Annotated in this window: 12 protein-coding genes and 1 pseudogene; 3 read left to right on the forward strand and 10 right to left on the reverse strand. The window is 71.5% G+C overall.

Annotated features, from left to right (window positions below; genetic code table 11):
• The 3 genes and pseudogenes from fxsT to ACZ4VF_RS14740 all read right to left on the reverse strand — a co-directional run.
• Positions 1 to 2,172, reverse strand: a 2,172-nt coding sequence (fxsT, locus tag ACZ4VF_RS14730; RefSeq protein WP_467926124.1) for an FxSxx-COOH system tetratricopeptide repeat protein, incomplete at its 3' end; no start/stop codon positions are given.
• Positions 2,115 to 2,588, reverse strand: coding sequence for a hypothetical protein (locus tag ACZ4VF_RS14735; RefSeq protein WP_467926125.1), 474 nt, complete (start codon positions 2,586 to 2,588; stop codon positions 2,115 to 2,117). The genes ACZ4VF_RS14735 and fxsT, both read right to left, overlap by 58 nt.
• 824 nt (positions 2,589 to 3,412) lie before the next feature.
• A pseudogene (locus ACZ4VF_RS14740) lies at positions 3,413 to 3,679 on the reverse strand (helix-turn-helix domain-containing protein); the annotation flags it as partial.
• Between the two features lie 107 nt (positions 3,680 to 3,786).
• Here ACZ4VF_RS14740 and ACZ4VF_RS14745 point away from each other — a divergent pair.
• Positions 3,787 to 4,275 carry a hypothetical protein gene (locus ACZ4VF_RS14745; protein ID WP_467926126.1) on the forward strand — a complete coding sequence of 163 codons (489 nt, stop codon included), beginning with the start codon at positions 3,787 to 3,789 and terminating at the stop codon, positions 4,273 to 4,275.
• Between the two features lie 438 nt (positions 4,276 to 4,713).
• Here the strand turns inward: ACZ4VF_RS14745 and ACZ4VF_RS14750 are convergent, their stop codons facing one another.
• Positions 4,714 to 5,025 carry a hypothetical protein gene (locus ACZ4VF_RS14750; RefSeq protein WP_467926127.1) on the reverse strand — a complete coding sequence of 104 codons (312 nt, stop codon included), beginning with the start codon at positions 5,023 to 5,025 and terminating at the stop codon, positions 4,714 to 4,716.
• A 15-nt stretch (positions 5,026 to 5,040) separates the two neighbouring features.
• Positions 5,041 to 5,796: a polymorphic toxin-type HINT domain-containing protein gene (locus tag ACZ4VF_RS14755; RefSeq protein ID WP_467926575.1), complete on the reverse strand. Its 756-nt coding sequence runs from the start codon at positions 5,794 to 5,796 to the stop codon at positions 5,041 to 5,043.
• Positions 5,797 to 6,245: 449 nt separating this feature from the next.
• Between ACZ4VF_RS14755 and ACZ4VF_RS14760 the strand changes: the two genes are divergently transcribed.
• Positions 6,246 to 7,625, forward strand: coding sequence for an MFS transporter (locus tag ACZ4VF_RS14760; RefSeq protein ID WP_467926129.1), 1,380 nt, complete (start codon positions 6,246 to 6,248; stop codon positions 7,623 to 7,625).
• Positions 7,626 to 7,671: 46 nt separating this feature from the next.
• On the opposite strand, the gene ACZ4VF_RS14765 is transcribed toward ACZ4VF_RS14760, so the two are convergent.
• The 4 genes from ACZ4VF_RS14765 to lnt all read right to left on the reverse strand — a co-directional run bounded on the left by ACZ4VF_RS14765 (position 7,672) and on the right by lnt (position 13,041).
• Entirely contained in the window at positions 7,672 to 9,591 is a 1,920-nt protein-coding gene (locus tag ACZ4VF_RS14765) for a helix-turn-helix domain-containing protein (RefSeq protein WP_467926130.1), read from the reverse strand.
• A gap of 416 nt (positions 9,592 to 10,007) precedes the next feature.
• Positions 10,008 to 10,829 carry a 3-hydroxybutyrate dehydrogenase gene (locus tag ACZ4VF_RS14770; RefSeq protein WP_467926131.1) on the reverse strand — a complete coding sequence of 274 codons (822 nt, stop codon included), beginning with the start codon at positions 10,827 to 10,829 and terminating at the stop codon, positions 10,008 to 10,010.
• A 54-nt stretch (positions 10,830 to 10,883) separates the two neighbouring features.
• Positions 10,884 to 11,363 (reverse strand): NUDIX hydrolase, encoded by a 480-nt coding sequence (locus tag ACZ4VF_RS14775; protein ID WP_467926132.1) that lies wholly within the window; start codon positions 11,361 to 11,363, stop codon positions 10,884 to 10,886.
• Positions 11,364 to 11,430: 67 nt separating this feature from the next.
• A complete protein-coding gene (gene lnt / locus ACZ4VF_RS14780; protein WP_467926134.1) occupies positions 11,431 to 13,041 on the reverse strand; it encodes an apolipoprotein N-acyltransferase in 1,611 nt (536 codons plus the stop codon).
• Between the two features lie 403 nt (positions 13,042 to 13,444).
• Between lnt and ACZ4VF_RS14785 the strand changes: the two genes are divergently transcribed.
• Positions 13,445 to 14,407 carry an O-antigen ligase family protein gene (locus ACZ4VF_RS14785; RefSeq protein ID WP_467926135.1) on the forward strand — a complete coding sequence of 321 codons (963 nt, stop codon included), beginning with the start codon at positions 13,445 to 13,447 and terminating at the stop codon, positions 14,405 to 14,407.
• Positions 14,408 to 14,494: 87 nt separating this feature from the next.
• On the opposite strand, the gene ACZ4VF_RS14790 is transcribed toward ACZ4VF_RS14785, so the two are convergent.
• On the reverse strand, positions 14,495 to 15,040 hold the full coding sequence (locus tag ACZ4VF_RS14790) for a hypothetical protein (protein WP_467926136.1): 546 nt from the start codon (positions 15,038 to 15,040) through the stop codon (positions 14,495 to 14,497).
• Positions 15,041 to 15,109 lie beyond the last annotated feature (69 nt).

The following is a 15,109-nucleotide window of genomic DNA, read 5'->3' on the forward strand; positions in this document are numbered from 1 at the left end:
ACGGTCGTGCAAGATGTCGGCGAACTCGGCGACCGCGCCGGCCGCATCCCCCACCTCCCCCCGCCACCACGCCAGATTGTGCCGGGTGCGCAGGGTGTCGGGGTGGTCGGGCCCCAGCACACGCAGACGGTCGTGCAAGATGTCGGCGAACTCGGCGACCGCGCCGGCCGCATCCCCCACCTCCCCCCGCCACCACGCCAGATTGTGCCGGGTGCGCAGGGTATGGGGGTGATCGCATCCCAGCACGCGCAGCTGGTCGTGCAGCAGGTCCTCGAACTCGGCGACGGCGCTGGCCGCGTCTCCCACCCGCCCCCGCCACCAGGCGAGGTTGTGCCGGGTGGTGAAGGTGTCAGGATGATCAGCACCCAGCGTACGGAGCTGGTCCTGCAGTAGGTCCGCGAAGGCGGCGACGGCGCCGGCCGCATCCCCCACCTCTCCCCGCCATTCGGCGAGGTTGTGCCGGGTGCGGAGGGTGTCGGGGTGATCGGGGCCCAGCGCACGGAGCTGGTCTGGCAGCAGGTCCGCGAAGGCTGCGGCGGCACCGGCGGCATCCCCCGCCTCCCCCCGCCACCAGGCGAGGTGGCTTCGAGTACGGAGGGTGTCGGGGTGATCGGGGCCGAGATGGCGGCGGGTGGTTCGGGTGAAGTGACGGTAGTAGTCGCGGGCGGCGGTGACCTGGCCGCTCTGGCCGAGACTGGTACCTGCACGGTAGAGCACGATGTGCGCGTCCGGCCGATACAGTGCTTCCCCTGCGTGGCCGGTGAGGGCGTCTGTGTTGGCGCGCAGTACCTGGGCATGGCTGGGGTCCCGCTCAGGGGCGGGCCAGGCGGAGGTCAGGGCATCGGCGGCGACACGGGCGAGTTCGGCCAACCGGTGGCAGGAGAGTTGGTCACGGACGGCGCGCTGGATCAGCTGATGCATTCGCACGGCCTGGTGAGGAGTCCCCGGTGTGTGGTCAGCCAGGCTGAGACGGTGCAGTACCCGTAGCGTCTGCTCCGCCTCCTCGACGCTGACAGGAGTTCGGCTGAGCTCCGGTCGGGATACCGTCGCCCGTCGAGCGGCGGCTTCCGCGCGGCACGCGGAGAGGTGGGTGAGGGCGGGCGGGCTGGTCAGCACGGACGCCGGGATGCCGTTGGGGTCGAGCATGGCAGCGAGTTGCAGCATGGGACGGGCCAGCCCGGCCGGGCGCAGCCTCTGGGCACGGTCGATGGACAGGGACCAGGCGGCGGCGACGGGAGTCGGCTGGTCGTCGGGGAGGGCGCCGGCTTCGGGCAGCAGGTCGGCGAGGACTCGGGCCCGGTCAGCCAGGTCCCGGCGGTAGGTGGCGCAGTCCAGACCCGCGTCGGTGAGATAGGCGGCGGCCTGGGACAGTGCAAGGGGCAGGTGTCCGAGATCACGGGCCAGGCCGGCGAGCTGGTCGGCGGATTCAGTCCGGCCCTGGGCGGCGAGAGTGCCGCTGAGGTAGGCGAGGGCCTCGGCATCGGTGAACACGCCGACCTCGATCAGGCGGCCGCGGCCGGTCAGAGCAGCGTCCCTCCGGCGGCTGGTGATCACCGTGTGGCCGTTGGGGACGGCGGGAGGCCACAGCTCGTGCAAGTCCGTCAGATCGGCGACGTCGTCCAGGACGACCAGCCATCTGCACGGGCGGGTGGAGCCCTTGGGCGTGAGCCAGGCAAGGAACTGCTTGGCGGCCTGCTCCGGGTCTGAGGGATCGGCACAAAGAAGCTCCACGCCGGCTTGGGCGTAGCCGGTCACGGCCGCGGAGCGGGTGGACGCGGTGATCCACACCAGCACGTCCAGGGCGCGGTCCTCCCAGAAGCTGTTCGCATAGTCGGCGGCGAGCTGAGTCTTACCCACCCCGCCCGTGCCGACCAGGACTTGGCACAGCACCGCCGTGCCGTCGGCCGCCGACCGCAGTCGTTGTCCCTCGGGCCGGTGCTGGAAGGACCGTGCTCTGGGCGGCACGACCCCGACCTGGTGCGGCCATGAGGCCGGGCTCCGGGCCGTGGCGTAGTGTGTGACCTGGTCGGCGTGGCCGACGGACAGCCCTTGGCGGTCGGCGTAGACCGCGGTGCGGGCGACGATCTGCGGGGCCGGAGTGACGCCGAGTACGCTCAGCCCTGGTGCGGACCCGGCGTCGGAGGGGTGACGGTCACGTCTCCCACCGTCCACGCGGCGACGCTTCCGCGGTCCGCCCGGAGGGTGGCGCTCCCTCCGATGGCAACGCCACCGTCGCCCGCCGACACAGCACCGGGTCCATGGGTCTGTTGCTCGACGAGGGCGCGGAGCTGGGCAGCGGCCAGACCACGTTCTTCGCCCGCCAGGCCCTCCAGCAGCGTTTCGAACCGAGTCTGCCACGACGACTCCTGACGGGCCCGCACCAGTGCGGCCTCGTCAACGCGTGCCTCCACCAGCACGGTCGCGGTCTGGTTCAGGCGTTCGAGTTCGGTCCGCTCGCGGGCCTGATCCCCGCGGCCCAGCAGCCGGGCCGCCCTGGACCTGAACCCGTCCCACGCGTCTGTGCCTGCGGCTTGCACCACTGCCGTGCCCCCCGCCGCAGCCAAAGCCGTCAACGCCGCTTCCAACATGCCGCCCCCCCCCTCGCGCGAACCCCTGATCTGGCGACCGTACCGCCACACCGCCGCAGTTGCAGCAGCCAGACAAAGACTCGCTGCCAGCGGTGAGGTGGCACTCAGGCGGAATGAGATCGGCGAACCCCCGGAGCGTTTCACGATGCACGCCTTCCGCCTGATCACGCGCCTTCCCGCCCGTCGACGGGTAGGCATGCTCATGCTCGACATGAACGGAACCGGGAACCTCTCAGGGCAAAGTCGCCCCGGTGTTGTCCCAGGGACGGGGGAAGCTGTCGGGAGGAGTGCCCCACTTCGCGGGGTTCTGCCGGTCGGGCAGGACTCCGCAGCTGAGCAATATGGACGCGGTTCCGCTCGGTTGGCGATCTCGCATATGAGCACCGCCTTGTTGGGGGGTATTTGTTCTTGCCGTCCAGTTGCAGCACGCCGGAAGCGCCGGGGCACTGGTACACGCCGCGGGCGGTGAGCCACAAGTAGATGTCACTGGGCTGGACGTCGTCGGAAGCCGGCAGCAGGTCCTCGAATGACCTTGCTGACGACACCCACAGTGTCGAATCCGCCGGCGGTGTCCGCATCCCAATCAGGAACGATCGCACCGTTTCGGGCGAAGCGGCGTTCCATATAGCCAGGTCCTGCCAGGAAACGGCCAGCCATGGCCGACAGGACGGCGGGGGTGGCAAGCGGCTTGGGGAGCGATGCCTCGTTCATACGGGACTGTTCCAGGTCAATGGGAGGTTAACGGGGCGTCCGCTTGGAGCGTGTGAGCGGAGCTTTGGCCACCTGCGGGCCGGCGCCCGCGTGATGACGGCTCATCGAGACGGCGGGCCAAGATGGTCAATGATCCGATCGGCTGCAGACTTCGAGACGCCGAACAGCGGTGCGAGCTGCCGCATGGTCAAGTTCGTGCGCCAGTAGGCCGTGACCAGCAGGATGCGATCCTCCAGCGACAGACTCCAGGGTCGGCCGCGCTGTCGATATGCGGCCTGCTCGCGCCGTACTGCGGCTACCAACTTGCCGAAGCAGCGCGGGCTCAGCCCTGTGAAGGGGCCTATCCAGGACGGCACCGACGCCGTGATCACTCCAGCCACGCCGTGATCGTTTCACGGGCGAGGTCGCTGAGCGACAAGCGGGATGCACGGATCAGCGACCAGCGTCCATCTACCTCTCGGGGTGGGATCCGCCCAGAATGCTGCCCATGGGCGACGAAGAGCGGAACGAGGCAGAGGCACCGACATTCCTGTCGGCAGCAGCCGAGGTGGCTCGGCTGCTGGACCTGGACAGCGCAGCAAACGTGCCGGAAGACCGACGCGCGCGACACCTGGCCCATGCGGTGCGCAAGCCACTACTCGAACGCGCCCTGTCCGAGGAGTTCTTCGCACCGTTGATGGCCGCAGCCGTCTATGACCCTGACCCCAGTTTCTGCCGTTGGTTCATCGAGCCCGCGCTCTACGCATTCGGGCGCCGACGAGTCACGGCGGCACTGCTCAACTATGCGCTGACGGGCACGGGCGCGGAGCAAGCGGGTGCCAAGCGAGCCTGGTACTGCGCCCACTTGCCGCTGCGTGCCGACCGGCCACCGGCCTACGCACCCAGTGGGAGTCGCGATCCGGCTCTCGACGACTCCCACGACGTGGTGGATAAGTGGCTGCAGTGCGCCACCTCACCCGACCGCAACGGATCCTGATCCCGCGCCCGCAGTGACGCCGGGTCAGGTGGGGGTCCGAGGATGGTCAAGGCCCGTACGTGCTCGCTGTGGCGGGATCTCGCGATGCGCGACGACCCCCAAAGAAGCACTCACAACGGTGATCGGGGCCTGCCGCCTTGTCCGTGAGGCCGAGGGCCGGGACGCCGAGCCGAGCGCGCGGTCTTGACGCTCTACGCGTCCAGCACGTGGGGAACGGTGCGGATGCTCGGCAGTTCCTGCTGGACGACCCGGCCGGGCCCACTGCCCGTCAGAGAAATTCTCTCGTCCCACACCGCGATCAGCGCGATGCGGGACGAGGAGCAGAGCCGACTTTCTAAACCCGGCCCAGGCGAAGAGATCAGGGCCGCGACCCGGACATGATGGGTATCGCCGTCACCGCGGTCGTCGCACTCCGGCCGGCTCCCGCAGATCAGCGCGTCAAGCTATCTCCTCGGAGCCTGAAAGATCATAAGGATAACCGAATTTGCGAGCCAACACATGCCCCCAATGAGCTTCTTCCAGCCCGGCATCCAACAGGAGGTCCCGCCAATCCCTTTCCGCCACGTCGACGATTGCCCCGAGATCAACACCCTCAACATAGAGAATAAGGACGGCTGCTGCAATTCGATCCAAATCTTCGTTTTCGAAAATCGATTCATCCAGCCCGTCCAACACCTCAAGTAGATCCAGGCGTTGAGACTCTGGCACCTCGCGGTCCACAATCAACGACATCCGACTCGACAAAATCACACACGCCTCCCATAATTATTTCGCAACAGAGGGTGGAATCATATACTGTCCGTCGCGAGAGAAATTACACCCCGCCTCAAGAAGTTGATTGAGCTCGCGCGAGAAAATCGAGTCCCCTCTGGCGCTGTTCAACGTTCGATCATTTATTGGTGAAGCAAGATAGACTTTCTGCCGCTTATCGATGACTCCTCGGATCCACGCATCATTCTCCTCCAGTGAATAGGGCTTCAAACTAAGCACTTCATGGTCCGGCCACTCAGCTGCTACTTTCGTGTCAGCTCGGTTCCCGAGGACAGCAAACTCCTCTGAGCCTGTTGAGGGAAGTCTGGTGCAAGTCGAGTTATGAACCAGGACCGGAGTATCACCGGCCAGCACATAGTACGCATGGAGGCCGCTGACGGTGAGGTTGTACATGTCCGCGGAACCGGCGCGCGCCTTCACGCTGGTGATCCGTACGTGCCTGTCGGAAGCGGTGTTGAGCGTGTGGCCGGGCTTGAGCTTGCCAGCCTCTACCCAGGTGTGGGTGGTGTCGTCCCAGAAGGGGTGAAGGGAGGTGGTGCGGAGCGTCCGGATCTTCCCGTCGAGGTCCTGTACCTGTACGTCGATCAAGTCGTCGTCGTGATTGACGAACGCGGCCGTAACCTTGCGTGAGCCCGTGTGCTTTCCGCTTGCTGGGTCTCCGCTCTCGACCCGATCACCCGGCTTCACCTTGTTGATGGGCTTGGACAAGCCGTCGGTGAGGAGGACGAGGGTGGCAGGGTCGAAATGCAGGGGCCGCCTTCGGTTCGCGCGCCTCGCCGGGCCCCACTGCCGGCCACCCGGCCGGCCGGACCCTCACCTCCAAACAGTCCTGCTTCCGCCCCGGCTGCCATCAAATCGGTGGGGTTGAACCAGTCCTCCCCGCAGTTCAACGGAGCGTAGTCAGCACCAAGTCAGCACGGGAGGGATGAGCACGGGTGATGACGTGGGCTTTTAGTCAGCACCAAACCAGCACGGGAGTCAGCACCGCACCGTCAAATTACCCCGAAATGCGCGTACCAGACAGCACTCGTTTCGACCACCTTCGAGCCCCTGAACCGCCCTTTCGTGAGCCAGCATGGTGGCCGCACGCATACCCGCCCCCCGAACTATGGTGCCCCACCACATGTGCCCCTGACCTGCGTCTTCCTACGGTGTGCCGACACGTACCCGTCCCCACCGCACACGAGGAAGTGGCGCACATGGCCTCCGAAGCAGCATCCGCTCCCCCAACCCCCGCCAGTCTCCCCCGCATCGTCGCCGCCAGCCTCATCGGGACCACCATCGAGTGGTACGACTTCTTCCTCTACGGCTCGGCCGCCGCGCTGGTGTTCAACAAGTTGTTCTTCCCGGACTCGGACCCGCTCGTCGGCACGCTGCTGTCGTTCCTGACGTACGCCGTCGGGTTCGCGGCACGGCCGCTGGGGGCGCTCGTGTTCGGGCACTACGGTGACCGGTTGGGGCGGAAGAAGCTGCTGGTGTTGAGCCTGGTGCTGATGGGCGGCGCCACGTTCGCCATCGGGCTGCTGCCCACGCACGCCACCGTCGGGGCCGCCGCGCCGGTGCTGCTCACCGTGCTGCGGCTGGTGCAGGGGTTCGCGCTCGGCGGGGAGTGGGGCGGCGCCGTCCTGCTGGTGTCGGAGCACGGGGACGCGCGACGGCGCGGCTTCTGGGCGTCCTGGCCGCAGACCGGCGCGCCGGCCGGGCAGTTGCTCGCGACCGGTGTGCTGTCGCTGCTCACCGCCGTACTGTCGGACGACGCCTTCGGCACCTGGGGCTGGCGGGTCCCGTTCCTGCTCTCCGGGGTGCTCGTGCTCGTCGGTCTGTGGATCCGCCTGTCCGTCGACGAGTCACCCGTCTTCAAGGAGGCGCTGGAGCGGGCGGAGGCGCGGCGGTCGGACGCGGAGGAGAAGACGCCGCTCGTCTCCGTTCTGCGGTACCACTGGCGGGACGTGCTGGTGGCGATGGGCGCCCGGATGGCGGAGAACATCAGCTACTACGTCATCACCGCTTTCATCCTCGTGTACGCCACCACCTCGGCCGGCGTCTCCAAGCAGACCGCGCTCAACGCCGTCCTCATCGGTTCCGCCGTGCACTTCGCCGTCATCCCGGCCTGGGGTGCGCTGTCCGACCGGGTCGGGCGGCGGCCCGTGTACCTGCTGGGCGCGGCCGGGGTCGGGCTGTGGATGTTCCCCTTCTTCGCGCTGGTGGACACCGGCTCGTTCGGGTACCTGATCGTGGCCGTCACCGTCGGGCTCGTGCTGCACGGCGCCATGTACGCGCCCCAGGCCGCGTTCTTCGCCGAGATGTTCGCGACCCGGATGCGGTACTCGGGCGCGTCCATCGGCGCCCAGTTCGCCTCCGTGGCGGCCGGTGCGCCCGCCCCGCTCATCGCCACCGCGCTGCTCTCGGACTACGACAGCTCCACACCGATCGCGCTGTACGTGATCGCCGCCGCCGTGCTGACCCTGGTCGCGGTGGCCGTCTCCCGCGAGACCCGGCACCGGGACCTCGCGCACGTCGACGGGGAGGACGCGGAGGCCTCCGGGGCGGCACCGGCCGCCGAGGCCCGGACGGTCTGACCGACGCCGTCACCACCGCCGCGCTGACCAGCCTCGGGGGGGCTGGTCAGCGCCGTTCCGGAGCGGCCAACCGGTGCAGCCGCAGCGCGAGTTGGATCTCCAGGGCCCGCGCGGGCGTCTGCCAGTCCGCGCCGAGCAGGCGGCCCACGCGCTCCAGCCGCTGCGCCACCGTGTTCACGTGGACGTGCAGCGCGTCCTTCGTGCGCGCCGGGCTCATCCCGCCCTCGAAGTACGCGTCCAGGGTGCGCACCAGTTCCGTGCCGCGCCGCTCGTCGTACGACACCACCGGGCCGATGGTGCGCTCGACGAAGCCCGCGATGTCCCGTTCGCCCGCGAGGAGCAGGCCGAGGAAGCCGAAGTCCTCGGCCGCCGCGCCGTCCCCGGCCCGGCCCAGCAGGCGCAGCGCGTCCAGGCAGCGGCGGCCCTCGGCGTAGGCGGCGGCCACCCCCTCGGGGTGCACGGCGAGGTCCGTGACGGGTGCCGAGGCGCCGACCGTGACCGGTTGGTGGACGGCCGTGCCGAGATGGCGGGCGGTGCGGCGGGCCGTCTCCGTGGCGGTGTCGCGGGCGGCGAGCGGCAGCAGCAGGACGGTACCACCGTCGCGCGCGGCGGCCAGACCGTGCCGGGTCGCCGCGAGGTGGGACGCGGCGGACCAGAGCCGGCGGCGGGCCGCGGCCTCCTCCTCGGCATCGGCCGCCGGACCGTCGAGGCGGGCGGCGAGGACGACATGGGTGGCGTCCAGGTCCGCCTGGAGGCGGCCGGCGCGTTCGCGCAGCAGGCGGGGGTCGCGGACGCGGGCGTCGAGCAGGTCGTCCAGCAGCTCGCCGCGGACGCGTTGTTCGGCCTCGGCGGCGGAACGGCGGGCGAGCAGCAGCAGGGAGGTGACCATCGCCGCGCGCTCCAGGGTGCGCTGGTCGACCGGATCGAGGCCGGGATGGCCGCGCAGGACCAGCGCGCCGAGGAGTTCCCCGCCGGCGGCCACCGCGGCGATCCAGTCGCTCCCGTGCCGTACGGCATGTCCCTCGACGCGGGACGCCTCCACCGCCTCGGCCGGTGCCGCGGCGGCCTCGGCGAATCCGACGGTTCCGTCGAGGACCTGGGAGACGGCGGCGGCCACGTCGTGCACGCCGCCGCCGCGCAGGACGAGTTCGGCGAGCCGGTCGTGGACCTCGGACGCGCGCTCGATGGCGGCGCTGCGGTCCCGGATGATCTCGTTGGCGCGCTCCAAGCCGGCCAGGGCGGCCCGGGTCTCGGTGAGCAGGTTGGCGGTGTCGATGGCCGCCGCGGCGAGCGCGGCGAAGGAGCCGAGCAGGGCGATCTGCTCGCGTTCGAAGACCCGCGCGCGCCGGTCCGCCGCGAAGAGGACGCCGATCACGTGCGGGCCGAGCATCAGGGGGACGCCGAGGATGGCGACCAGGCCCTCGTCGTGGACACCGGCGTCGATGGCACGGGTGTGCTGGAAGCGGCCGTCCTGGAAGTAGTCGTCGGTGACGTACGGCCGCGCGGTCTGGGCGACGAGGCCGCCGAGCCCCTCCCCCATGCCGAGGCGCAGCTGCTGGAAGCGCGCGGAGACGGAGCCCTCGGTGACCCGCATGTAGGTGTCGCCACGCACCGGGTCGTTGAGGCTGAGGTAGGCGACGTCGGTGCCGAGCAGGGAGCGGGCGCGCTGCACGATCGCCTGCAGGACGGCGTCGAGATCGCGGAGCCCGGCGAGGTCGTGCGCGGTCTCGAAGAGCGCCGACAGCTCCGCCTCGCGCCGCCTGCGGCCCTCCAGCTCCGCGCGTACGCGCAGGGCACGCAGTCTGGCCTCCTCCAGCGCGGCGATCCGGCCGGCGGGCTCGCCCGCGGCCCGGGCGAGCAGGACGGGCTGCTCGTAGGCCTCCACGGAGGCGTCGCGGGCCAGCAGGTCGAGGTACGGGGCCTCGGCGCTGCCGCTGGGTGCCGACTGCAGGTGATCGCGGGACATGGTCACAGGATTCCGTATGGGCCACCCGGCCCGGCAGGCCTGTGGACAACCTCCGGAACCGGGGCGGGGGAGGCAGCCGGGACGGGGAGGGCGGCCGGGGCGGGCAGGGCAGCCGGAGGGGACACCGGGAGCGGGCGGGCAAGGCAGCCGGAGCGAGGACCGGAGCCGGGCGGGGAGCGCGGCCGGAGCGCCAGCCCGGAAGGGGGCGATGAGCGGAACCGCGGCGGGGAGGACCACCGGAGCGCCAGCCCGGAAGGGGGCGATGAGCGGAACCGCGGCGGGGAGGACCACCGGAGCGAGGGCCGGACCCGCGGCGGAAAGGGCCACCGGAGCGGGGACCGGAGCCGTGGCAGGAAGGGTGGCCGGAGTGGGCACCGCGACCGGGGCGGGGAAGCCGGCCGGCGTCGACGGGCGGGTCAGTGGGCCGTCCACCCGCCGTCCAGGACGAGGGAGGTGCCGGTGACGAAGGACGCCTGCGGGCTGCACAGGTAGGCCACGGCCTCGGCGACCTCCTCCGGCTCGATGAGCCGCCGCAGGGCGCTGTCCTTCAGCAGGACCTCGGACAGCACACGTTCCTCCGGGATGCCGTGTGCCTGTGCCTGGTCGGCGATCTGCTTCTCGACCAGTGGGGTGCGCACATAGGCCGGGTTCACACAGTTCGAGGTCACCCCGTGGGCGGCACCTTCGAGTGCCGCCGTCTTGGACAGGCCTTCGAGACCGTGTTTCGCGGCCACATAGGCGGACTTGAAGGCGGAGGCGCGCAGACCGTGGACGGAGGACACATTCACGATCCGGCCCCAGCCTTGCGCGTACATGTGCGGGAGGGCGCCGCGGATGAGGCGGAACGGAGCCTCCAGCATCACGGTGAGCACCGTGTGGAACACCTCGGGCGGGAACTCCTCGAGGGGCCGCACGAGTTGCAGCCCGGCATTGTTGACCAGCACATCGGTGCCGGCGGCGGCGCGTTCGGCGGCGTCCAGGTCGGTGAGGTCCACGACCAGCGGTACGACGGTGCCCGCGAGGCCGCCGGCCCGCTCCGCCTGCTGGGCGAGCTCGGCCAGGCCGGCCGCGTCCCGGTCGACGGCGCGCACCTGGGCCCCGGCGGCGGCCAGCCGCAGCGCGCAGGCGCGGCCGATGCCGCTGGCGGCACCGGTGACGAGCGCGGTGCGGCCGCCGAGGTCGAGGGCGAGAGCCTGGGATCGGGGTTCGGGACCGGGCAGGGGGGTGGGCGAGGTCATGTGCCGACCCTAAGCCGCGCCCAAGGGTCACCACATGTGGTGTCCGCCCATACTTCAGCCAGCCGTCATAGGGTCAAACCATGTGGGTGCTTCCGACATGGCTTGCTTGATCCGGAAGACCGCGAACTCGTGCAGTTCGGGCAGCGCGTCCACCGCGAACCAGCCGACTTCCAGCGACTCGTCGTCGTTGACCCGGGCCTCGCCGCCCACGGCCCGGCAGCGGATGGTGATGTCCATGTACTGGCAGGTGTCGCCGTTGGGGTAGGTCACCGGCTCCACGGCCTGGACCAGGACGACCCGCTCGGCGACGCAGTGCACCGCCGTCTCCTCGAAGACCTCCCGCACGGCGCAGGCCGCGGGCTGCTCGCCCGGTTCGGGGATGCCGCCGATCACCGCCCACTTGCGCGTGTCGGTCCGTCTGCCGAGCAACACCCTGCCCTCGTCGTCGAAGACGATCGCGGTGACCCCGGGGAGCCACAGCAGCTGACGGCCGGCGGAGGCCCTGAGCGTGCGGATGAAGTCGGGAGTAGCCATGCGCCGACCCTAACGGGCCGGCGCGCCGCGACCCGGGGGATTCGGGGGTCGTACGGCGGTCGTACGGCTACGCGTCACCGGCGCGCCGGGAGCGCAGCCCGGAGCCGGCCGCCCAGCCGATCCCGCCCGCGGCGGCCAGCACCAGGGCGATCTCGGGAAGGATGCCCAGTTCGGTGGCGGGGGTGGTGGACGTCCGCAGCGGAACCTTCTGGACGAGGTAGGCGGGCACGAACATGCCGGTCTTCCGGGTGATCCGTCCGTCCGGCATGATGACCGCGCTGACGCCGCTGGTCACCGGCACGGTGACGGTGCGGCTGTGCTCGACGGCGCGGATGCGGGACATGGCGAGCTGCTGGTAGGTCATCTCGCTGCGGTCGAAGGTGGCGTTGTTGCTCGGCACGGAGATCATCTCCGCCCCGTGCGTGACGGTGTCCCGCACGGCCCAGTCGAAGGCCGCCTCGTAGCAGGTGGCCAGGCCGACCTCGGCGCCGCCGATGTCGAACACACCCGGCCTGGTGCCCCGGCTGAAGTCCTGGTGGGCCATCTCGGTCCACCGCTTGTTGATCGCTCCGACCAGCGAGCGCAGCGGGAGGAACTCGCCGAAGGGCTGGATCTGCCGCTTGTCGTAGGTCTGCGTAGGCCCCTTGACCGGATCCCACAGGATCTGCTCGTTGAGGAGCTTGCCGTCCTTCTCCACGACCGCGCCGACGGAGACGGGCACGCCGATGTCCTTGGCCGCCTCCTCGACGACGGCGGCGGCGTCCGGGTACGCGAAGGGGTCGATGTCGGAGGAGTTCTCCGGCCACAGGACGTAGTCCGGCTTGGCCACCTTGCCCGCCCTGACATCGGCGGCGAGCTTGTGCGTCTCGCGCGCGTGGTAGTCGAGCACGGCCCGCCGCTGGGCGTTGAACTCCAGCCCGGAGCGCGGCACGTTGCCCTGGATGACCGCCACGGTGGCGGTGCCGTCCTCCGCCTCGTCGCTCACCAGCGCGCGGGCCGCGACCGCGCCGGCCACCGGTACGGCGACGCTCAGCAGCGCGGCGGCCGCGGCGGACCGTCGCAGGATCCCGGTCCGGCGCCGCTCCGCGAGCAGCCGTCCGGCCTCGTACAGCCCGAATCCGCACAGGACGACCGCGAAGCCGAGCACCGGGGTGCCGCCGACCGCGGCGAGCGGCAGGAAGACGCCGTCCGCCTGGCCGAACGCGATCTTGCCCCAGGGGAAGCCGTCGAAGGGCACGCGCGCGCGGACCGCCTCGCCCGCGACCCACACGGCGGCGCCCCACACCGGCCAGGCGGGCAGCCTGGAGACGGCGGCGACGCCCACGCCGACGAGTGCGACGAAGACCGCCTCGATGGCGACCAGGGCCAGCCAGGGCCCGGGGCCGACCTCCACGCCGGTCCACACCAGCAGCGGCAGCAGGAAGCCCAGCCCGAAGAGGTAGCCGAGGCCGAGGGCGGCCTTCCAGCTCCGGTCGCGCAGCACCCAGGCGAAGCCGGCGAAGGCGGGCAGGGCCAGCCACCACAGGGCGCGCGGCGGGAAGCTGACGTAGAGCAGCACTCCGCAGAGCGCGGAGGCGGCGGCCGGGACCAGGCGCAGCAGCCGGCCGCCGCGCACGCCGGGGGCGGGGCGCGGCTGGAGCTGGTCCGGCTGGTCCACGGAAGTTGCGGTGACGGTCACCCGGGTGAGTGTACGGCGGCCGGCGTCACCCCCGACAGCACGGCCCGGCGCCGGGACCGCGCCGGTTGTCGCTGGTGGGCGCCCCTTCCCGGACGCCGTGGGCCGGATGTCCCGCTGCGGTGGGCCGCCCCGGACGGGGACGGCGCCCGGAGCGGAAAGGCCCCCGGTATGTGCCGGAATCGCAGTGTTCCTCCGCGCCTCGTGCCCAAACCGCCCTGGAGCCGTTACGGTGTGCCCAGCTTCGGCGGCGCGGCCGGATCCGGCACGCGGTCGTGGGCTGCCACAGGTCGGGGGACCGGGGTGCGAGGGGCGACGGGTGGGGTCGACGGGGACGGAATCCGCGACCGGTACGTACGGTGCGGACACCTACAACACGCGAAGAAACGTTTCCGACGGGACGGGCATGCTCCTGTTGGGGGCCTGCGCCGGGTGGTCGCTGATCACCGCGGCGGCCCACGGCGGACGGCCCGAGGGCATGCTGCTCGCCGTGCTCGCCGCGGCCGGCGGGTATGCCGCGGGCCGGGTCTCCGGCGCGCTGCTGCCGGTGGCGGCGCCCTGCGCCGGCGCGGTGGCGGGACTCGCCCTGGCCGTGGCGCCGCCCGGCTTCTCCCCCGGCCCCTGGTACGCCGCCCCGCCCGGGCACGCCGGTGCCACGGCCGCGCTGCTGGCACTGGCCACGGGGGCCGCGTGCTGTGCCGCCTGGGCGACGGCCGCAGCGGCCCTCCGGCTCGGGCTGCGCGCGCTGGCCTGCGCCGTCGTGGCGGCCGGGGCCGCGCTGGGGTCGGTGGCCGGGTGCGCGGCCGGCCTGGCCGTCCTGCTGTGCTCACTCGCCGCGGGCGCGGCACGCAGCCGGGCCGCGTGGCTGGCGACACCGGCCGCGGCGGCGGCCCTGGTGACGGCGACGGTCTGGGCGACCGCCGCCGGGGCCCTGCCCGACGGTCTCACCGGGGCGCTCGAAGGCCGGTTCACCGCGCCCCGGCTACGGCTGTGGCGGGACGCCCTGGCACTGGCGGGCCGGAACAGCGGCCTGGGGGTCGGCCCCGGCCGCTTCGGCGAGCAGAGCGCCGCGCCCCCGCCCCTGCCGGCCGAGGGCGGACCGCACTCCGCCCCGCTCCAGCAGGCGGCCGAACAGGGCCTGGTCGGAGTGCTCCTGCTGGTCGCGGTGTTCTTCTGGGTCCTGTACGTCCTGTGGCGCACCCCCCGCTCCACACCGGTCGCCGTCACGGCGGGCACCACCCTGGCCGTGCTGGCCGCCCTCGCCGCCGTGAGCGACGCCCTGAGCTTCACGGCCGTGACCGCGGGCGCGGCCCTCCTGGCCGGCTGGGCCACGGCACGGCCGTGGGCGGGCGGCGCGGGGGAACCGTGAACGGCGGGCGCGTGAGAGCGCCGGGCGTCGCCGTGTCACCGTGAGCGGGCGGACCCGCCGCGCAACCGTGAACAGCGGAGGTGCGCGTCAGCCGGCCGTGCCGGGGCGGATCGTGCGCAGGCGGTTCCTGATGGCCAGCACCGCCGCCTCGGCGTCGTCCACGGTGATGGTGAACGTGTGGCCGTCCCACAGGCGCAGCACGATGCCCTCGCCACGGCGTACGACGACCGCGGTGCCCTTCTCCGGGCGCCAGCGGTAGCCCCAGCCGCCCCAGTGGCGGGGGGTGACGAGGGCGGTGAAGTCGGCTCCCGCCACCTGGGAGAGCGGGATGCGGCGGCGTGGCAGCCCGATGTGCCCGCAGCGCACCTCGACGCACTCCTTGTCGAGCTTGAGGTCGACGTGGACGAAGGCGAGCGTGCCGAAGAGGACCAGCAGACCGGCCGCGATGCAGCCCACGACGGACATCACCAGCGGGGCGGTGCCGGAGCTCCAGGCCGAGTCGACGGCCAGCTGGATCCCGAGCGCCATGCAGGCGGCGCCGGCGAGCGCCAGCAGCCACTGGACCCGGTTGGTGGCGCGTCCCGTCCAGACGTCCGGGTGCGGATTGTCGTCGGCGTCGGGGTGGTGCCTCATGTTTACGAGGTTACTCAGGTTTCGCTGCGCGGGTAGTCGCTCGCACAGGGTGACTCCTCCGGGCGGACC

The sequence above is a fragment of the Streptomyces sp. NPDC029151 genome (assembly GCF_055564315.1).

Coding starts and splice junctions, on each gene's coding strand:
- ACZ4VF_RS14760 (WP_467926129.1), top strand. CDS start 6,246: ATGGCCTCCGAAGCAGCATCCGCTCCCCCAACCCCCGCCAGTCTCCCC.
- ACZ4VF_RS14770 (WP_467926131.1), bottom strand. CDS start 10,829: ATGACCTCGCCCACCCCCCTGCCCGGTCCCGAACCCCGATCCCAGGCT.
- ACZ4VF_RS14745 (WP_467926126.1), top strand. CDS start 3,787: ATGGGCGACGAAGAGCGGAACGAGGCAGAGGCACCGACATTCCTGTCG.
- ACZ4VF_RS14735 (WP_467926125.1), bottom strand. CDS start 2,588: ATGTTGGAAGCGGCGTTGACGGCTTTGGCTGCGGCGGGGGGCACGGCA.
- ACZ4VF_RS14775 (WP_467926132.1), bottom strand. CDS start 11,363: ATGGCTACTCCCGACTTCATCCGCACGCTCAGGGCCTCCGCCGGCCGT.
- ACZ4VF_RS14790 (WP_467926136.1), bottom strand. CDS start 15,040: ATGAGGCACCACCCCGACGCCGACGACAATCCGCACCCGGACGTCTGG.
- ACZ4VF_RS14785 (WP_467926135.1), top strand. CDS start 13,445: ATGCTCCTGTTGGGGGCCTGCGCCGGGTGGTCGCTGATCACCGCGGCG.
- ACZ4VF_RS14765 (WP_467926130.1), bottom strand. CDS start 9,591: ATGTCCCGCGATCACCTGCAGTCGGCACCCAGCGGCAGCGCCGAGGCC.